Raw genomic sequence first — 17,616 nt, forward strand, 5'->3', positions numbered from 1 at the left:
GGCCGCGGAAGGCGGAGCTGGCGGCGGATAGTGATGTGGTGGTCGTCCGTTGCTGACGGTGCCCAGTTGCGGACTCGTTTCCGTCCTGGCCGCATACCTGTCGGATCGAGCAGGCAGGATGGGTGTATGGCAGATCAACCGGACCCACGGGTCGTGGTCGTCGGACCGGACGGAACACTGGACGAGGGCACCACGGCTGCCCGTTCGCGGGTCGTGGCCGCCCAGCTCGGTGGCGAACCGGCCGCGTCGCCCGCGGCCGAAGACGACAAGGATCATGCGAGCGCGCTCATGGAGATGGTCCCCCAGCCGGACAAGGTGATGCGGATCGGCTCAATGATCAAACAGTTGCTGGAGGAGGTACGGGCAGCGCCGCTGGACGAGGCGAGCAGGGTACGCCTGCGGGAGATCCACCGTAACGCGATCACCGAGCTCTCCGACGGGCTCGCCCCGGAGCTGGCCGAGGAGCTCGGCCGGCTCACGCTCCCCTTCAACGACTCCCAGACCCCCAGCGACGCCGAGCTGCGGATCGCTCAGGCACAGCTCGTCGGATGGCTGGAAGGACTATTCCACGGCATCCAGACGGCGCTGCTCGCCCAGCAGATGGCCGCCCGGGCCCAACTGGAGGAGATGCGCCGGCGGGCCCTGCCCAGCGCTCCCCAGCAGGGCGAGCAGTTCGGCCGCGGCGCCTACCTGTGAACCCCGTGGGCGGCCTGTGTCGAACCCGTGGGAGGCCTGCCCGCCGCCGGCTCCGCCGGCCGTGGCGGGCCGCGCGGGGACGTGGGGACGCCATGGACGCCGGCCGCGGCCAGAACGACGGAAATGCTGGAACAGCAAACGCCTGGAACACCGGTCAGGCAGTCGGGCGTGCGCGTCCGGTTCTGTTCATGAAAGTGAGGGCGGAAGCGGCTGTCATGGCGCCACCTGTTCCCTCACTTTCATGATGCGACAGCGTCCGATCATGTGTTTCTGATCGTTTCGGGACGGGCCCGCGTCACCTGACAGGCGTTTCGGGGACGCGGGGGTGTCAGCTTGCCGGGCTGACCGAGCTCATGTTGAAGTCCGGGACGCGCAGGGCCGGCATCCGGGCGAGGGTGAACCAGTCCCCCCACTCGCGGGGAAGCGTCCGGACCGTCGCCCCGACCTCGGTGAGCCGGCCCAGCAGGTCCACCGGGCTCTCGTTGAACCGGAAGTTGTTGACCGCGCCGACGACCTCGCCGTCCTCCACCAGGTAGACGCCGTCACGGGTGAGCCCGGTGAGCAGGAGCAGCTGCGGGTCGACCTCGCGGATGTACCACAGGCAGGTCAGCAGCAGCCCCCGCGAGGTGTTCGCGATCAGTTCGTCGAGGGACGCCGTCCCGCCACCGTCAAGGGTCAGGTTGTCGATGAACGGGGTCACCGCCACCTTGCCGCCGTTCCCGTCGCCGCGAGCGGTGGCGTCGCGCGCCGAGGCGCGGGTGTGGATCAGCGCGGCCAGCCTGCCGTCCACGATCCAGTCGGTGCGCCGCAGCGGCAGCCCGTTGTCGAACACGCTCGACGTCGCCGACGACGCCCCGGCGATCACGAACGGGGTCGCCGGCAGCTCCGGGTCCAGCGGGTCGCTGAACAGGTGCAGCCCGGCCGGGCCCAGGGTCTCGCCGATCCGGGTGCCGCCCCCGGCCCGGCTGAACACGGTGCGTCCCTCGGCGGCGTCTCGGCCGGCGGCTGACCAGTAGGTGTAGGTCAGCAGGTCGGCGACGGCCGACGGCGGCAGCAGCGTCTCGTAGCGGCCCGCGGGCAGCTCCACCGAGCGGGCGCTCCAGCCCAGGCGCTCGCGCAGCAGCGCGTGGGTGGCGGGCACGGAGACGTCGGTGAAGTCGTGGGTGGACTGGCCGTGCCACACCGAGCCGGCCGGGGTGGCGCTCTTGGCGTTCCACTCCACCGACCCGGTCGGCTGGCTGTGCCGCAGCCGCAGCCCCGCGGAGGTGCCCAGCCAGGTGGTGGTCAGCTCGTGCTGGGCGAAACCGAACAGGCGCTGCCCGTCCGCCCGCGCCGCGGCGAACGCCTCACCGAGTTCCCGTGCGAACTCGGTGAACACGCCCGTGCTGGTGCGCTGCGCGGGATCGGTGAAGGTGGCTTCCGCGACAGCTTCGGCGGCGGCCACCGCGGTCTCGCCCGGGGAGTGCGGCACGCCGACGTCGGCGCCGGGGCCGAGTAGATCGGCGTAGTCGTCGGCGTCCTCGGCCTCCCGGGCGTCCGCCTCGGACAGGCGCAGCAGCTTCTCCAGATCGTCACTGTCGGCGATGTTACTTGCCGAGCGGACCCCGAACGCCCGGCCCACCACGCTGATCACGGTGACGGACCGGTCACGGGTCGCGCCGTTGGTCGTCAGGGTGTTGTTCGCCCAGCGCAGGTTCACCGTGCTCGACTCGCCGGCGATCACCACGCACCCGTCGGCCCGCGACGACTCCAGCGCCCGTTCGACGATCTCGTGGGACTGTGCGGTCACCGGCCTGCCTCTCGCTGGGTATTGAGGATGTTGACGTTCCGGAACAGCGCCGAGGGGGAGCCGTGGCTGACCGCCGCGACCTGCCCGGGCTGGCCCTTGCCGCAGTTGAACGCCCCGCCGAGCACGTAGGTCGACTCGCCGCCGACAGCCTCGAGCGATCCCCAGAAGTCGGTGGTGGTCGCCTGGTAGGCGACGTCGCGCAGCTGCCCGACGATCCGGCCGTCGCGGATCTCGTAGAACCGCTGGCCGGTGAACTGGAAATTGTACCGCTGCATGTCGATCGACCAGCTCTTGTCACCCACGATGTAGATCCCCCGGTCCACCCGGGAGATCAGTTCCTCGGTGGACGGCCCGCCCGGCGCGGGCCGCAGCGAGACGTTCGCCATCCGCTGGATCGGCACGTGCCCGGGCGAGTCCGCGAACGCGCAGCCGTTGGAACGTCCGGTGCCCAGGGCGGCGGCGTTCTGCGCCGCCATCCGGCGGTCAAGCTGGTAGCCGACCAGGGTGCCGGCGCGGACGATGTCCCACTGCCCGGCCCGCACGCCCTCGTCGTCGTAGCCGATGGTCGCCAGGCCGTGGGGGGCGGTGCGGTCCCCGGTGACGTGCATGGGGGTGGAGCCGTAGCGCAGCGTGCCGATCTTGTCGAGGGTGGCGAAGGAGGTACCGGCGTAGGCGGCCTCGTAGCCCAGTGCCCGGTCGAGTTCGGTGGCATGCCCGATCGACTCGTGGATCGTCAGCCACAGGTTCGACGGGTCGATCACCAGGTCGTAGCGGCCCGGTTCGACCGAGGACGCCTTGGCCTTCTCGGCGAGCAGGGACGGGATCAGCTCGATCTCGGCGTCCCAGTCCCAGCAACCCGCGGCGGGGCCGGCGACCAGCCACTCCCAGCCGCGGCCGACCGGCGGGGCGATCGTGCGCATGGTCTCGAAGCCGCCGGCGGCGCGGTCGACCCGGGTCGCCTCAAGCTGGCAGATCACCCGGACGCGCTGCTGGGTGGTGCTCGTCCCGGCGAGGTCGGCGTAGAACTTGTTCTCCAGTACCTGGCCGAGCCGGCCATCGACATGGTCGACGTCCCTGGCGGCCAGCAGCGTGCGGCACAGCCCCCCGACCCGTTCGATCTTCTCGGTCGTCTCGACGGCGAACGGGTCGACCGTGTAGGCCGACACCCAGGTCGCGTCCGCGTGCACCGGCTCGTCGGCCAGCTCCACCGGTTCGCTGTTCAGCGGACGCGCCACCCGCGCGATCTCGACCGCTTCCCGGGCCACCCGGACAGCCTCGTCCACGGTGAGGTCGACACCGGCGGCGAACCCCCAGGTCCCGTTGTGCACGACCCGGACGGCAAAGCCGACCGCCTGGCCGTCGGTGCGGCTTTCCAAGCCTGCGTCCCGGAAGGACAGCGACGCGTTGCGCAGCCGTTCGATGCGGATGTCGGCATGGGTGGCGCCCAGGTCACGGGCGGTCTGCAGGACGGCGTCGGCGAGGGCGGCCCGGGGCAGCGCGAGGAACTCGGCGTCGATGTCGTGGGCCGGGGTGCCGGCGGCATCCGGCCCCGTCCCGCTGGTGACCCCTCCAGGGCCAGTCCCTCCAGGGCCGCTCACGGGAGTACCGCCGGTGCATGTGCTGGTGACAGATGTGGCATGGATCCATCCTCGCTCCCGGCGAAAGGATCTGTTCGCCGGGGCGGCCCTCGGCGTCACCCGCCGCCACCCCGCCGCCCCGCCGCCGCCAGGGTGACGCGGCCGATGGAAGGCGGCGCGGTCAGCGGAAGAGGCGTTCGAGGACGTGGGCGACGCCGTCGGCGTCGTTGGAGGCGGTGATCTCGTCGGCAGCGGCGAGGACGTCCGGGTGGGCGTTGGCGACCGCGACGGCGTGGCCGGCCCAGGCGAACATCGGCAGGTCGTTCGGCATGTCACCGAAGGCGATCGCGCGCCGCGCGGACACGCCGTACCCGGCCGCGATCTCCGCCAGGGCGACGCCTTTGGACACGCCCGCCCCGGCAATCTCCACAAGATCGTAGCTGGACGTGGTGACCACGGCCGTCGATCCGGCGGCAGCCACGATGGCACCGTGGACGTCGGCGAAGCTGCCCGCGGACAGCGCGCGCCGGACCAGCAGTTTCGTCGCGGGCAGGGCCGTGAGCAGTTCGGTGACGTGCCCGACGGCCTCGTGCGGGTCGGGCCACATCGTGCTGAAGGCCGGCTCCCGGCCGAAGCGGGTGCCGCTCTCCACGGCGAAGGCGGCGTCCGGCACGATCGCCCTGATCTCGGTGGCCAGATGGAGCGCGGTGGCGGTGTCCAGGACGCGGTGGCGGAGGGTGGCGTGGTTGTCCAGGTCGTAGACGAGCGCGCCGTTCGCGCAGATGGCCAGGCCCGACGTGCCGGTCTGGGCCACGATGTCGGCCATGACCCGGGTCGGGCGGCCGGTGACGAAGATGACGACGGACCCGGCGCTCCTGACCCGGTCCAGCGCGGCACGGGTGCGCTTCGAGACCGTGCCGTCGGTGCGGATCAGCGTCCCGTCGAGATCGGTGGCGACGAGCGCTGGGCAGAACACAGTCGTTCAGTAAACCGCATCCACGCGGGCTGCGCCGACTGCCCTCCATCCTGCCGGAGGCCGGGTTTCGGGGGTTGTGGGGCCGAAGAGGGCATGATCATGCTGCGGCCGGGTGTCCCGCGGGGCCGTAGTGTGCTGCGTTAGCATGCGCGTGGTCCGGGAGGCCGAGGTCCCTGGGTCGCCGGCCGGAGTGGGATCCGGGCGGTGGACAGCCCTTCCAGCGTCCAGAACGATCATTTTTGCGACTGGCGGGAAGGCCGTGGGAAGGAAGGTGCCCGGGAAGCGATGAAAACGTTTGACGAACTATATCTCGAGCTGGCTGAAAAATGGCGTGAACGAACGCCCGGATCCGGCAGCGTGGACGCGCTGGACAAAGGAATTCACCACATCGGGAAGAAACTCCTCGAAGAAGCCGCGGAAACCTGGATGGCGGCGGAGTACGAGGGGGCGGAGCGGGTCGCGGAGGAACTGTCACAGCTGCTGTACTGGAGTCAGCTGGTGATGATTTCCGCGGGTCTGACACCGCACGACGTATACTCCAGGCTGTGATAACGACCCTTCGGTGCGCGTTCAGTGCCGGACTGTGACACGGGAGCTGTGATGCTGCGACTCGCGGTGCCCAACAAGGGGGCGCTGGCGACCGCGTCCAGTCAGTTGCTCGTCGATGCGGGTTACCAGGCGCGTCGCGAATCGGCGGAGCTGGTCGTCACCGATATCGAGAACGACATCGAGTTCTTCTTCCTCCGACCGCGCGACATCGCCGTCTACGTCGGGGCCGGCCGGCTGGACATCGGCATCACCGGCCGCGACCTACTGATCGACAGCGGCGTCGCCGCCGACGAGCTGCTGCCACTGGGCTTCGGGTTCTCGACCTTCCGCTACGCCGTGCCGGAAGGGGGTGTGACCGACATCGACGGTCTGACCGGCACCCGGATCGCCACCTCCTTCCCCGGGCTGGTCACCGCCGACCTGGCCCGGCGCGGGGTCGACGCCCAGATCGTCAGGCTGGACGGCGCGGTGGAGACCGCCATCCGGCTCGGGGTCGCCGACGCCGTCGCGGACGTGGTGGAGACCGGGCGCACGCTGCGGGCCCACGGGCTGACGCTGCTGGGCGAACCGGTGCTGTACTCGGAGGCCGTGGTCGTGGTGAAGAAGGGGCTGGACCTCACCACGGCACACGAACGGCTGCTGCGTCGCATCCAGGGTGTGCTGGTTGCCCGACGTTACGTCATCATGGACTACGACGTTCCGAACTCCGTGCTTGAGAAAGCCTGCGAGATAACCCCTGGTTACGAGTCGCCGACCATATCCCCGTTGCAGCGTGAGGGCTGGGTCGCGGTGCGCGCCATGGTGCCGCACACGGAGCTCAACCGGGTGATGGACGACCTGTGGGAGATCGGCGCCCGCGGCATCATCGTCTCGTCCATCCAGGCCTGCCGGCTGTAGACCGTGTCTGGACGGGCGAGACCGTGTCTGATGGGGGCACACCCGCCCGTGCGGTCGAGAACGTCCGTCAGACACGGTCGGGGCGTCGTCCAAGGGCCACCCGCGGGAAGCCAGCGGTGGCCGGGTCAGCGGTGGCTGAGGATGAGCGACATACCCTCGTTGCGGGTCGCGGTGCTCAGGAACTGGCCGCGCACCGCTGACGTCATCGTGCGGGCGCCCGGCTTGCGAACCCCGCGCATGGACATGCACAGATGCTCGGCCTCGACCACGACCATGACCCCTCTGGGGGAGAGGGCCTGTTCCAGCGCGTCGGCGATCTGGGTCGTCAGCCGTTCCTGCACCTGAGGGCGTCGCGAGTACAGGTCGACGAGCCGGGCGAGCTTGGACAGCCCGGTGATCTGGCCGCTTTCGTTCGGGATGTAGGCCACATGCGCCTTGCCTGCGAACGCGACCAGATGGTGCTCGCACAGCGACGTGAAGTCGATGTCGCGAACCAGCACCATCTCTTCGTGGCCTTCGTCGAAAACGGTGGTCAGCACCTCGGAGGGGTCCCGCCCGAGGCCTTCGACCGCCTCCCGGTAGGCACGGGCGACCCGTTCCGGGGTCTTGCGCAGCCCCTCCCTGTCCGGGTCCTCGCCGATACCGATCAGCAGCTCCCGGACGGCGCGGGCGACCCGCTCATGGTCGAACGGCCGGACGGCCTGCGGCCCGAGATCCGGTCCCCGCCGCTGGCGGGCGACGTCCGAGGCGGGGACCGTACCGGCGTTCACGTTCTGCGTGGCCGCGTCCACGGTGTCCACGGAGGCTCTGGAAAGGGAGATATGTCCGCTGCTGGGAGGTGCGAGGTCGGAATCGGTCGTCAACGGCGTCCCCTGTCGTCGTCGTTCGGCAGGCTCGGGGGCGCCCACGGGTCCGAGATCCGTGGGATGGGCGACGACGGCGCCGGGGAGCCCGCCCTGGTGTCCTCCTCCCCGGGTACCGAGGAGTCAGCAGGGCCAACCGGGGTGGTAGTGGATCCATTCCCACCAGGGGTGCTGGAACCGTTGCCGCCGCGGCCAGCTCCGTTCGTCCGGCCGTGCTGCCCGGTGCTGGTACCGGTGACGAGATCGGTGACGTCGCCGGACTTGTGCAGAGCCAGTTCGGCCGGGGTCATCACCGGTGGCCGGTCGGACGGCAGACGCTTGCCGACGCCGGTGTAGGAGCCGCGGCTGGGCCGCTTCTCCACGGTCGCGAAGATCTCCATGACCTCGTCCCTGCCGAGCGTCTCGACGTCCATGAGACGCAGGACGAGGTTGTCCAGGACATCCCGGTAGCGGACGAGGATCTCCCAGGCCTCGTCGTGCGCCGAGTCGATCAGCTGGCGGACCTCGGCGTCGATCTCCGCGGCGAGTTCCTCGGAGTAGTCGCGCTGGTGGCCCATGTCGCGTCCGAGGAAGACCTCGCTGCTCTCGCCACCGAACCTGACCGCGCCGAGCTTGTCGCTCATCCCGAACTGGGTGACCATGGAACGGGCGATCTTCGTGGCCTTGTCGATGTCGTCGCTGGCGCCCGTCGTCGGCTCGTGGAACACCAGCTCCTCGGCTGTCCGCCCGCCCAGGCACACCGCGAGGTCGTCCAGCATCTCCGACCGGGTGCGCAGGTAGCGGTCCTCCTGGGGGAGCTGCATGGTGTAGCCCAGAGCCCGCCCGCGGGGCAGGATCGTGACCTTGTGGACGGGGTCGCTGTTCGGCAGTGCGTGCCCGACCAGCGCATGCCCGCCCTCGTGGTAGGCGATCCGCTTCTTCTCCTTGTCGCTCATCACCCGGTTCTTGCGTTCCGGGCCGGCCATCACCCGGTCGATCGACTCCTCCAACAGGTCCGAGGAGATGAACTTGTGGTCCGACCGGGCGGTGAGCAGCGCGGCCTCGTTGAGCACGTTCGCCAGGTCGGCGCCGGTGAACCCGGGGGTCCGGCGCGCGATGACCAGCATGTCGACGTCCGGCTCGATCGGCTTGCCCTTGGCGTGCACCTTCAGGATCGCTTCACGGCCGAGCAGGTCGGGCCGGTCGACGACGATCTGCCGGTCGAAACGGCCCGGGCGCAGCAGCGCCGGGTCGAGGATGTCGGGCCGGTTCGTCGCGGCGATGAGGATCACACCGCCCTTGACGTCGAACCCGTCCATCTCGACCAGGAGCTGGTTGAGGGTCTGCTCACGCTCGTCGTGGCCACCGCCGAGTCCGGCCCCGCGATGGCGACCCACCGCGTCGATCTCGTCCACGAAAATGATCGCCGGGGCGTTGGCCTTGGCCTGCTCGAACAGGTCCCGGACGCGGCTCGCGCCGACACCGACGAACATCTCCACGAAGTCCGAGCCGGAGATCGAGTAGAACGGCACGCCGGCCTCGCCGGCGACCGCGCGGGCCAGCAGCGTCTTGCCGGTGCCGGGTGGCCCGTAGAGCAGCACACCCTTGGGGATCTTGGCCCCCATCGCCTGGAACTTGCCGGGGTTCTCCAGGAACTCCTTGATCTCCTGGAGTTCCTCGATGGCCTCGTCGGCGCCGGCCACGTCGGTGAAGGTCGTTTTCGGCGTGTCCTTGCTGACCAGTTTGGCCTTGGACTTGCCGAAGTTCATGACCCGGTTGCCGCCGCCCTGCATCTGGTTCATGAAGAAGAACAGCAGGAACACCACCAGCAGCACCGGCAGCAGGTTGAGCAGCAGCGACACGATGATGTTGCCCTGCTCGACCTTGACTTCGTAGGGGACGTTGTGGCCCCGCAGATCATCGGCAAGCTTTACGGCCTGGTCGGTGACGTAGGACGACTCGTACTCGGACTTGTCCTTCGTCGTGATCTCGATGCGCTGCTTCGAGTCCTGGATGGTGGCAGCCTGGACCTGCCCCTCGGCGATCTGCTGCTGAATGAAGTTCAGGTCACGTTTGGTGTACTCGCCTGAGCCAGACAGCACATTGGTCGCGAGAATGATCACGAGTACGGCCAGGAGCAGCAGAGGCACCCAGCCGCGGAAGATTCTTCTTGGAGTCATCTGCCTGGAGCGCTGGACACGCGCGCTCCACCCTCCTGACGTGTGTGCCGCCCTCGTTCGGGATTCCCTTGTGCCGAGGGTACCGCCGGTACGCGCGCCTTACCGCGTGTACATCCGAGCAACGGGCAACTGATGCGTACCGTTCCACCGCGCTGCCCCGAATGGGCGGTTCGTGGCACGATCCGCCGCCGTCGATCCGCCGGATCCATCATTTGCGAGATCATCAACACAGTCCGCAGCGACGCCCGTGCCGGTGCGGACCAGGCCTACCGGGCGCCACGTTCGATCGCGTCCGTGTTCAGCGTCCCTACATAGGGCAGCGTACGGTAACGCTCGGCGTAGTCCAGGCCGTAGCCGACGACGAAGGCGCTCGGGATGTCGAAACCGACGTACCGGACGTCGATGTCGGCCGCCAGCGCCTCCGGTTTGCGCAGCAGCGTGAGCACCTCCAGGGACGCCGGCCCCCGCGAGCGCAGATTGCGCAGCAGCCACGACAGGGTCAGGCCGGAGTCGATGATGTCCTCGACCACCAGCACGTCCCGCCCCTCGATCGAGCGGTCCAGATCCTTGAGAATGCGCACCACACCCGAGGACGAGGTGGCCGAGCCGTACGACGAGACGGCCATGAACTCCATGGTCACCGGTATGGTCAGGGCCCGGGAAAGGTCGGCCATCACCATCACCGCGCCCTTGAGAACACCGAGGAGCAGCACCTCGCGGCCGGCGTAGTCGGCGTCGACCTGGGCGGCGAGCTCCCCGATCCTGCCGGCGATGTCACCAGGGGTGACCAGCACCTCGGCGATGTCGGGATGCCGGTCTGCCCGCGGGGGAAGATCCGTTCCTGATCCGAGCCCGCCGAAGCCGATCTCGTCGGGCATCGTGTGCGCAGCGGCCACCTGAGTCTCCCTGGAGTGTCCGCGCGGCCGGCCGGCCAGGACGTCCCGCGCGTGGGTGCTGGACTGGCTCCCGGACCCGTGGGCCACGGGCCGTGCGGAGGTCTCCCCCCGGCCCGCGGCTCGCGGCCCGGTGGTGCGGAACACCGAGATCCTGCCATCCGCGCGGCCGGCGACGACACCCGACGGCAACGGAACGGGCTTCTGCCCACGCCATCTGGTCACCAGATCGTCCATGGCCCGGACATGATCGGCCCGCAGGCCGGTCGGCGCGCTTCCCACGGCCAGGGCCGCCCGGCGCAGCACCCGGGTACGCAACGCCTCACTGAGCGTGACAAGTCCGGCGAGGTCAAGGTCGACCCGAGCCGGTGGCCCGGACGTGCCCGGGCCACCGCCGTCGGCTTCGCTGCCCGGCCCGTCGGGCGGCCCGTCCGCGTCCAAGTCATGATCGCGCTGCCTTCGGTGGGGTCGGGGCAGCGCCAGACGCTCGTAGGCCAGCGCCGCGTCGGCGTCGAGCGCGCTGGTGTCGGCCCGCAGCAGGTCCGCGGTGCGCGCGAGCGCCTCGGCGATGCCCGGCCCGATGGTCTCCTCCAGGACAGGCAGTACCCGGTGCCGGACCCGGGCCCGGGCGAACGCCTCATCGGCGTTGGTCGGGTCGTCCCACGGTGTCAGCCCCTCGGCGAGGCACGCGTCGCGCGTCGCCGACCTGCGGACGTCCAGCAGCGGACGCCTGATCACCCCGTCCAGGCGGGGCATGCCCGCCAGCGACCGGGTGCCCGACCCGCGGGCAAGCCGCAGCAGCACCGTTTCGGCCTGGTCGTCAAGGGTGTGACCGAGCAGCAGCGCGCTCGCCCGCAGCTGCCCCGCCGCGTCGAGCAGCGCGCGGCGGCGAGCCTCCCGGGCAGCGCCCTCCGAACGCGGGGAGTGCGCCGGCAGCACCTCGACGGGGTCGAACCCGAGCGCCCGGCCGTGCGCGGCCACCGTGGCCGCCTGCGCCGCGGAACCCTCGTACCAGCCGTGGTCGACGGTGAGCAGCCCGGCGCGCAGAGCCCGGCGCGGGGCGATGAACGCCAGCGCGGCGGCCAGCGCCAGCGAGTCCGCCCCGCCGGAGCAGGCCACGAGCACCAGGCTGCCAGGGGCGAGATCGGCGATCGAGCGTCGGACGGCCACCCGGATCTCGCTCACGGCCCTGCACGCCCGCATCACGCCACGCGCCCCCGCGCCGTCGTGTGCCATGGCATCGCCGGGTGCGCCGCCCCCCGCAGGTGTCGCGGCGGGTATCCCGGCGGATGCTGTGACGGATGTTGAGGCATCGTCCCGCGGGCCGCGGGGCTGCCCTGGGCACGGGCCCCGCTCGTCCTGTCCGGTGATCGACACCCCTGGTCAGGCCGACAGGGACGGACGCGAGCCCAGCACACGCTGCATCCAGGCAACCGGATCGACCAGCTCCGCGCGGGTCGGCAGCGTCTCGGGAGACTCCCAGACCAGGTTGAACGCGTCCACCCCGGCCTCGGCGACGACGGCCCGCACGAACGCGCCACCCTGCCGGTACTGCTGAAGCTTGAGGTCCAGCCCGAGCAGACGACGGACGAACCGGTCGATCGGCGAACCACCGCCGCGCCGGCTGTCGAAACGCGTCCGGATCTCGGTGACGGTCGGCACGACCTTCGGGCCGACCGCGTCCATGACCTGGTCGGCGTGTCCCTCCAGCAGGGTCATCAGCGCCTGGAGGCGGTCCAGGACCTGCCGCTGGGCGGGCGTCTGGAGCGCCTCGACGATGCTCGGCGCGTTCGGCCCGCGGTCGAGCACGGCGCCGCGCACGGCGCTGACGGCCGACTTCACCCGTTCGGCGAGCACCTCCGGATCGAGATCGGTCGCTTCGATGAACGCGCCGATCTCGTCCTCCAGGTGCTGACGCAGCCACGGGACGGCGGTGAACTGGGTGCGGTGGGTCTGTTCGTGCAGGCAGACCCACAGCCGGAAGTCGCGTGGGTTGACCCCCAGCGTCTGCTCGGCGTGGGCGATGTTCGGTGCGACCAGGCTCAGGCGCCCGGCCTGCGCGACGATCTGCCGTGCGGGGGTGTCCGCCCCGGCCCCGTCCGCTCCGGCGGCTGGCTCCTTGCGGAGGGCCTCGGCCGGTTCCCCGGGGGCCGCGGTCGAGGCGGGGCTGGTCGCACCGGCCTGCTCGGGTGGGAGGAAAACCTCATACTGCCCGAGGACCTTGCCCGCGAGATAGGCCAGGGCGGTGCCGAGTTGGACGCCGGTGACGGTGCGTCCGACAGCCGAGGACAGCCTGCCCCGCTCCCGGTCCGCGAGCTTGCCCAGCAGCGGCCCGGCGATCACCCGTAGGCCGGCGACGTTCGAGCGGACCCACTCCGGACGGTCCACCACGGCGATCGGCGTGGCCGGACCGGCTGGTTCCAGCCGGGTGTATGTCTGGACATGGCCTTCCGCCTCGACGGCCAGCCGCCGCAGGTCCGCGACCACCGCGTCCGCTTCGGCGCGGGGCAGTTGCGGGCCTGGCCGGACAAGCCGCCGCGCGGTCGCTACGGCGAGGTCCCAGTCCACTGGCTCGGCGTCCACATCCGCCAGCCTATGTCCTCTCCCTGGGGATGACAGCTTTATCGTTGCCATCCGTCGATCACCGTCGACCATTCCCGCGTCACCGTGGGATGATTTTTCCGGATGGCCGCCGCCTTCCGGATGTTTCCCCGCCCGGCTCGTCACCGGTTCCGCGCGTCCGGTTCCGGACATCCGGCGTCCGTTCGAGTGGTCGGCGCCGCGGCACCGCGTGTTTTCGGACGCTTCGGTGTCCTGCCGGACGCGCCGGTATCCGCCGGCATCCGTACGCGGTCAGCATCCGCACGAGGCGAGCGCGACGGCCATCTGGTCGAGGGCTGCCCGGGTGGTGCCGGCCTCCTCGACCGGGGCGAAGAAGCCGAACAGCAGCAGTCGGCCGTCGGTGTCCACGACCTGGCCGGCGAGGCTTGTCACGATGCGCAGACTGCCCGTTTTCGCGCGGACGTCGCCGGCGCCGGCACGGGTGTCGGGCGCGTGGTACCGGTCGCCCAGCGTCCCGGAGAAGCCTGCGACCGGCAGCCCGGTGAGCAGGGTCCGCAGCTGCGGATGCCCGGGCAGCACGGCGGTTCGCAGCAGCGCCACCAGCGTCGCCGGGGCGATCTGGTTCGAGGTGGACAGCCCGCTGGTGTCCGCCAGGTTCGCGCCGGCGGTCGGCACCGCGAGCTCCCGCAGGACGTCGAGCACCGCCCGGGTGGCGCCGTCGAACGACGCCGGCAGGCCACGGGCGTGGGCCACCAGCCGCCCCAGGCTCTCGGCCAGATCGTTGTCGGAGTAGGTCAGCATCCGCTCGACCAGCAACGGGATCGGCGGGCTGTGGACCTCGGCGACCTGCCGGGGCCCGGCCCCGCCGGAACCGGAGCCGCCGGTGCTGCCGGTGCCGGGGCTGCCGGCCTCGGGGCCGCCGGGCATGGCACCGACCCCGGTCGACGCGACCCGCACACCGGCCCGGCGCAGCGCCGCCGCGAAGGCGTTCACCGCCGCCAGGTCGGAAGTCGTGGTCCGCGGGCCGGCCGCGCCGGGAGCGGTGCGCCCACCGTCGACCTCGAGCGCGGACACCGGCGTGACATTGCCTTCGGCGACGTAACTGTCACGCCATCCGGCCGCGGTGGACGGCCCGGTGAACAGCGTCCCGTCGCCGACCAGCCGGTCGACCTCGGTGATACCGGCCGCCCGGACCTGGGCGGCCAGCTCCGACAGGCGGGCTGGAGCCGGGTAGTCGGCCGGCCCGGTCGCGGCGGTCAGCGTCGGGTCGCCCGCGCCGACGAGCCACAGCGTGCCACCGCCGGCCGAGGCGGCGGACGACGGCCCGCCCGTCGTCCCGGCGCCGTCCGTGCCGGCAGCTGCCACCGTGCCGGTCACGGGGTCGCCCGGTTCAGCACCGCCCGGCGCGGGACCGGCCGGTGCGGTTGACGGGGTGTGGAAGACCCGGGTCGTCAGGGTCGTCCGCGCGTCGAAGGTCGTCAGCGCGGCCGCGGCGACCACGGTCTTCAGCGTGGACGCGGGGGCCACCGCGGTGGTCGACCCGCGGTCGAACAGCGTCGCTCCGGACAGCGCGTCGACGACCAGCCCCACCGGGTTGCCCAGCGCCGGGTTGGCAAGCGGACGGGCGAGCCTGGCGCTGACCGCCGCGGGGTCGGCGACCCGTACCGTCGGGTCCAGGGCGGGGAAGGGCGCGGCCGCGGGCCGTGGAGCGGGCGCGATGTTCGGGCTGTCCACGGGCGGGACGGAAAGATGACCGGCGAGCAGCGCGGTGGCGATGGCGGTGAGCCCACCGACCCGGCCCGGCATCGGAGGGGTCACGTGCGGGAGACTATGTCCTGTGGCCGATGGCCGCGCCCGTAGCTGATGGCCGCGCGGTTATGTTTTTCGCCACCAGCGCGCTTCCACAGCCGGGGGATGTGGCCGCTGCGGACCTCTTGGACTTCCCGGATTGTCCTTGACGACCCGGGAAGTCCAGGAGCCGGCAGCAGCCCCGAGAGCGGGACGGGTGAGCGTGGAAAAAGCATGACCGTGCGGCCCGTGGCTCGCCGGCCCGTTGGCCGCGGTCCGGGGGTCGGGCCGCCATCGTGGGGAATGCCCTCCCGGGTAGACCCTGGGCTGATCCGGCCCGGCGGATTTCACTGTGGGCTCCTGCCCTGACAGTGAATCGTCACCGCCGGATCGGCCCGCGACCTTCGAGGTGACGTGCGTGGATGCCGACACTGGTAACAAGTACACAACACAAGGGCGCTTCGGACGGGACGCGCCCACAGACACGACAGGGGATGGAGTGGACCTCGAGTTCGATGTGACCATCGAGATCCCGAAAGGGCAGCGGAACAAATACGAGATGGATCACCGCACCGGACGGATCCGGCTCGACCGGATGCTGTTCACATCCACCCACTATCCCTCGGACTACGGGTTCATCGAGGGTACGCTGGGCCGGGATGGTGATCCTTTGGACGCGCTCGTCCTGCTGGAGGAGCCGACTTTTCCGGGCTGTCTGGTCCGGTGCCGGACGATCGGCATGTTCCAGATGAGCGACGAGAAGGGCCCTGACGACAAGGTGCTGTGCGTGCCGGTCGCGGACGTCCGGCAGGAGCACCTGCGGGACATCAGGCATCTTCCGGAGTTCGACCGGCTGGAGATCCAGCACTTCTTCGAGGTCTACAAGGACCTGGAGCCGGGCAAGTCGGTCGAGGGGGCGTCGTGGGTCGGCCGCGCCGACGCGGAGCGGGAGATTCTTGCCTCGATCCGGCGCGAGGAGGAGGCGGTCGCCGCCGCGGGGGGAGACCACGACGGCTCCGTGCCGGACACCTCCGCCCTGGGCGTCCCGGGACACTCCGCCCCGGAGGTCAGATCCGCCTGATCACTGTGGATCGACGGATCCGCACAGGTTTACCGATCGCGGTCGTGGTGGCGGATCCTCGCCGGTTCACCACCATGACCATGATCGGTGCCTACGGCCGCGTGCGGGTGACGTCGGTTGGCGGGATGCCCGGGATGCCGAAGGGCATCCTGCGCCGGGCCCGCTCCCTGATCTCTTCTGGTAGGTCGTCAGCCTCGAGCAGAAAGGGGAGAAGCTCTGGTTGGGTCGTCAGCGCCCGGAAGGTCATACCGATGGTGACATCGTGATCGGGTCGGCGCTCGACCGACACAGGGTCGCCGCGGCGGACGTGCCCCGGCCGTATCACGCGCAGGTAGGCGCCTGGCACCGCTCGCAGCGTGAACGTCCTGACCCAGCCGCTGAGCCCCAGCCGCACAGCGCCTGCCCTGGTCAGAGGGGGGTCTGAGCCGGAGGCGGGGATTGAACCCGCGACCTATCGCTTACGAGGCGATTGCTCTGCCACTGAGCTACTCCGGCGTGTCACTGGCTCCAGGGGCTGGCTGGCGGTAGGATCGCGAACCTCTTGATCGTAAATCTTGATCGTGAATCTTCCCGCGTTGCCGGCACCCCGAGGAATCCAGCCTCACCGAGTATGCCAGACCGGTCCGGGTGGCCCTGTCGGCCGGTGGCGGACACCGCGAGGGGAGGCGGTGACGGTGCTGCGGCGAGGGTGGCGGATCAGGGTGGCGGATCCTCGGTGTGGACGAGCGGCGGTCGCTTTCCGGTGATTCGGCGGCCCGGCGATCCAGCGGCCCGGCGAATCCCGCCGCCGACGTGGGCGTGACGGTACGGGTGATCGTTCAGGGGCGAGGATGGTAAGATCATGTTTCTTCCATGTTGCGGCCGGGTCGAGGCGGGGGGCTGTCGAGAGCTCCCGATCCTGTGTGCCTCCGATGCCCTTTCATTGACAATAAGTAGTCGTCGCGCTACTATAACGTGCTTAAATCAGGGAACCCCACACATGCCGATACCCCGCTCGCAGCGGTTCCGGAGAGCTTGCGTAGGGTTTCGGCCATGACCGGGGACGCAACTGCAACAGCAACGAGGGGGGCTTCCCTACTCGTCGCCGAGGACGACGAAGCTTCTCGGGTTGCGCTTGCCCGCAGCCTTGAACGATTCGGCTATCGGGTACTCGAGGCGGCTGACGGCGAGACCGCGCTCAAGCTTTTCCAGACGACCGAAGTCGACCTTGTAGTGCTTGACGTCGCGATGCCGCGTATGGATGGCTTCGCTGTACTGAGCCGGCTGCGGCAGACCAGCGAAGTACCTGTAATCATGTTGACGGGCCGGGCCGAGGAGGTCGACCGAGTCGTCGGTCTGGAACTCGGGGCCGACGACTACGTGGTCAAGCCATACTCGCTGCGGGAACTTGTCGCGCGGGTGCGAGCCAGGTTGCGCCGTCGCCCCGTCGAGCCGCCACCGCAGCGCACCAGCGATGGAAACGACCCGCTCGTCTACGGAGACGTTTCCATCGACCTGCGTGCCCGGGAGGTCGCGGTCGCCGGTGAGCGGGTCGATCTCACCGCGCGCGAATACGAGCTGCTCGCTTTCCTGGCGAGCCATCCCCGCCGGGTTTTCAGCCGTGAAGAACTGCTGGAGCAGGTCTGGGGCACGCGTTTCCAGGATCCGGCGACCGTCACCGAGCATGTCCGTCGGGTGCGGACCAAGGTCGAGGGACGCCCACCGCAGCGTCGGCTCGTCACGACCCTGCGTGGCATGGGATACCGCTTCGACCCGTGATCCCGCCCTGCCCGGCGGCGCGGGGTCA

The 17,616-nt window shown here is 70.4% G+C and carries 14 protein-coding genes and 1 tRNA gene; 5 read left to right on the forward strand and 10 right to left on the reverse strand.

The genetic code is table 11. The annotated features are described in order from the left end of the window. The first annotated feature begins 126 nt into the window (after positions 1-126). Complete coding sequence (locus tag FSYMDG_RS03275; protein ID WP_013872175.1) at positions 127-696, forward strand: bacterial proteasome activator family protein; 570 nt, start codon at positions 127-129, stop codon at positions 694-696. Between the two features lie 328 nt (positions 697-1,024). Here the strand turns inward: FSYMDG_RS03275 and FSYMDG_RS03280 are convergent, their stop codons facing one another. From FSYMDG_RS03280 to FSYMDG_RS03290, 3 genes are all read right to left on the reverse strand, one after another. Next, complete coding sequence (locus FSYMDG_RS03280; protein ID WP_013872176.1) at positions 1,025-2,485, reverse strand: TldD/PmbA family protein; 1,461 nt, start codon at positions 2,483-2,485, stop codon at positions 1,025-1,027. Next, on the reverse strand, positions 2,482-4,002 hold the full coding sequence (locus tag FSYMDG_RS03285; protein WP_050803662.1) for a TldD/PmbA family protein: 1,521 nt from the start codon (positions 4,000-4,002) through the stop codon (positions 2,482-2,484). Before FSYMDG_RS03285 ends, FSYMDG_RS03280 begins: the two co-directional genes overlap by 4 nt. 241 nt (positions 4,003-4,243) lie before the next feature. Next, the gene (locus FSYMDG_RS03290) at positions 4,244-5,038 is read right to left on the reverse strand and encodes an HAD family hydrolase (protein ID WP_013872178.1); all 795 of its coding nucleotides are present in this window, start codon (positions 5,036-5,038) and stop codon (positions 4,244-4,246) included. Between the two features lie 204 nt (positions 5,039-5,242). Between FSYMDG_RS03290 and FSYMDG_RS03295 the strand changes: the two genes are divergently transcribed. Continuing rightward, positions 5,243-5,587, forward strand: coding sequence for a phosphoribosyl-ATP diphosphatase (locus FSYMDG_RS03295; RefSeq protein WP_013872179.1), 345 nt, complete (start codon positions 5,243-5,245; stop codon positions 5,585-5,587). 51 nt (positions 5,588-5,638) lie between these two features. Beyond that, entirely contained in the window at positions 5,639-6,484 is an 846-nt protein-coding gene (hisG, locus tag FSYMDG_RS03300) for an ATP phosphoribosyltransferase (RefSeq protein ID WP_013872180.1), read from the forward strand. Between the two features lie 125 nt (positions 6,485-6,609). Here hisG and folE read toward each other — a convergent pair whose 3' ends face one another. The 5 genes from folE to dacB form a co-directional block, all read right to left on the reverse strand. After that, complete coding sequence (gene folE / locus FSYMDG_RS03305; RefSeq protein ID WP_431307068.1) at positions 6,610-7,254, reverse strand: GTP cyclohydrolase I FolE; 645 nt, start codon at positions 7,252-7,254, stop codon at positions 6,610-6,612. Between the two features lie 89 nt (positions 7,255-7,343). Beyond that, positions 7,344-9,506: an ATP-dependent zinc metalloprotease FtsH gene (ftsH, locus tag FSYMDG_RS03310; protein WP_013872182.1), complete on the reverse strand. Its 2,163-nt coding sequence runs from the start codon at positions 9,504-9,506 to the stop codon at positions 7,344-7,346. 266 nt (positions 9,507-9,772) lie between these two features. Beyond that, positions 9,773-11,635, reverse strand: coding sequence for a hypoxanthine phosphoribosyltransferase (hpt, locus tag FSYMDG_RS03315; RefSeq protein WP_013872183.1), 1,863 nt, complete (start codon positions 11,633-11,635; stop codon positions 9,773-9,775). A gap of 147 nt (positions 11,636-11,782) precedes the next feature. Continuing rightward, complete coding sequence (locus FSYMDG_RS03320) at positions 11,783-12,982, reverse strand: zinc-dependent metalloprotease (protein WP_013872184.1); 1,200 nt, start codon at positions 12,980-12,982, stop codon at positions 11,783-11,785. A gap of 270 nt (positions 12,983-13,252) precedes the next feature. Continuing rightward, positions 13,253-14,767, reverse strand: coding sequence for a D-alanyl-D-alanine carboxypeptidase/D-alanyl-D-alanine endopeptidase (dacB, locus tag FSYMDG_RS03325; RefSeq protein WP_013872185.1), 1,515 nt, complete (start codon positions 14,765-14,767; stop codon positions 13,253-13,255). 481 nt (positions 14,768-15,248) lie between these two features. On the opposite strand from dacB, the gene FSYMDG_RS03330 reads away from it, so the two are divergent. Continuing rightward, on the forward strand, positions 15,249-15,830 hold the full coding sequence (locus tag FSYMDG_RS03330) for an inorganic diphosphatase (RefSeq protein WP_083828129.1): 582 nt from the start codon (positions 15,249-15,251) through the stop codon (positions 15,828-15,830). Between the two features lie 91 nt (positions 15,831-15,921). Here FSYMDG_RS03330 and FSYMDG_RS03335 read toward each other — a convergent pair whose 3' ends face one another. Together FSYMDG_RS03335 and FSYMDG_RS03340 are read right to left on the reverse strand one after the other, a co-directional pair. After that, positions 15,922-16,224, reverse strand: a complete 303-nt coding sequence (locus FSYMDG_RS03335) for an MOSC domain-containing protein (RefSeq protein WP_050803314.1) — start codon at positions 16,222-16,224, stop codon at positions 15,922-15,924. 29 nt (positions 16,225-16,253) lie between these two features. Then, positions 16,254-16,325 (reverse strand) — tRNA-Thr (locus tag FSYMDG_RS03340). Between the two features lie 537 nt (positions 16,326-16,862). Between FSYMDG_RS03340 and FSYMDG_RS03345 the strand changes: the two genes are divergently transcribed. Continuing rightward, positions 16,863-17,588 carry a response regulator transcription factor gene (locus FSYMDG_RS03345; protein ID WP_013872187.1) on the forward strand — a complete coding sequence of 242 codons (726 nt, stop codon included), beginning with the start codon at positions 16,863-16,865 and terminating at the stop codon, positions 17,586-17,588. Positions 17,589-17,616 lie beyond the last annotated feature (28 nt).

It is taken from the genome of Candidatus Protofrankia datiscae, assembly GCF_000177615.2.
Taxonomy (GTDB): domain Bacteria; phylum Actinomycetota; class Actinomycetes; order Frankiales; family Frankiaceae; genus Protofrankia; species Protofrankia coriariae.

Excerpts from the sequence above, each read along its gene's own strand:
- FSYMDG_RS03275 (WP_013872175.1), top strand. The coding sequence starts at position 127 with ATGGCAGATCAACCGGACCCACGGGTCGTGGTCGTCGGACCGGACGGA.
- hisG (WP_013872180.1), top strand. The coding sequence starts at position 5,639 with ATGCTGCGACTCGCGGTGCCCAACAAGGGGGCGCTGGCGACCGCGTCC.
- ftsH (WP_013872182.1), bottom strand. The coding sequence starts at position 9,506 with ATGACTCCAAGAAGAATCTTCCGCGGCTGGGTGCCTCTGCTGCTCCTG.
- hpt (WP_013872183.1), bottom strand. The coding sequence starts at position 11,635 with ATGGCACACGACGGCGCGGGGGCGCGTGGCGTGATGCGGGCGTGCAGG.
- dacB (WP_013872185.1), bottom strand. The coding sequence starts at position 14,767 with ATGCCGGGCCGGGTCGGTGGGCTCACCGCCATCGCCACCGCGCTGCTC.
- FSYMDG_RS03345 (WP_013872187.1), top strand. The coding sequence starts at position 16,863 with ATGACCGGGGACGCAACTGCAACAGCAACGAGGGGGGCTTCCCTACTC.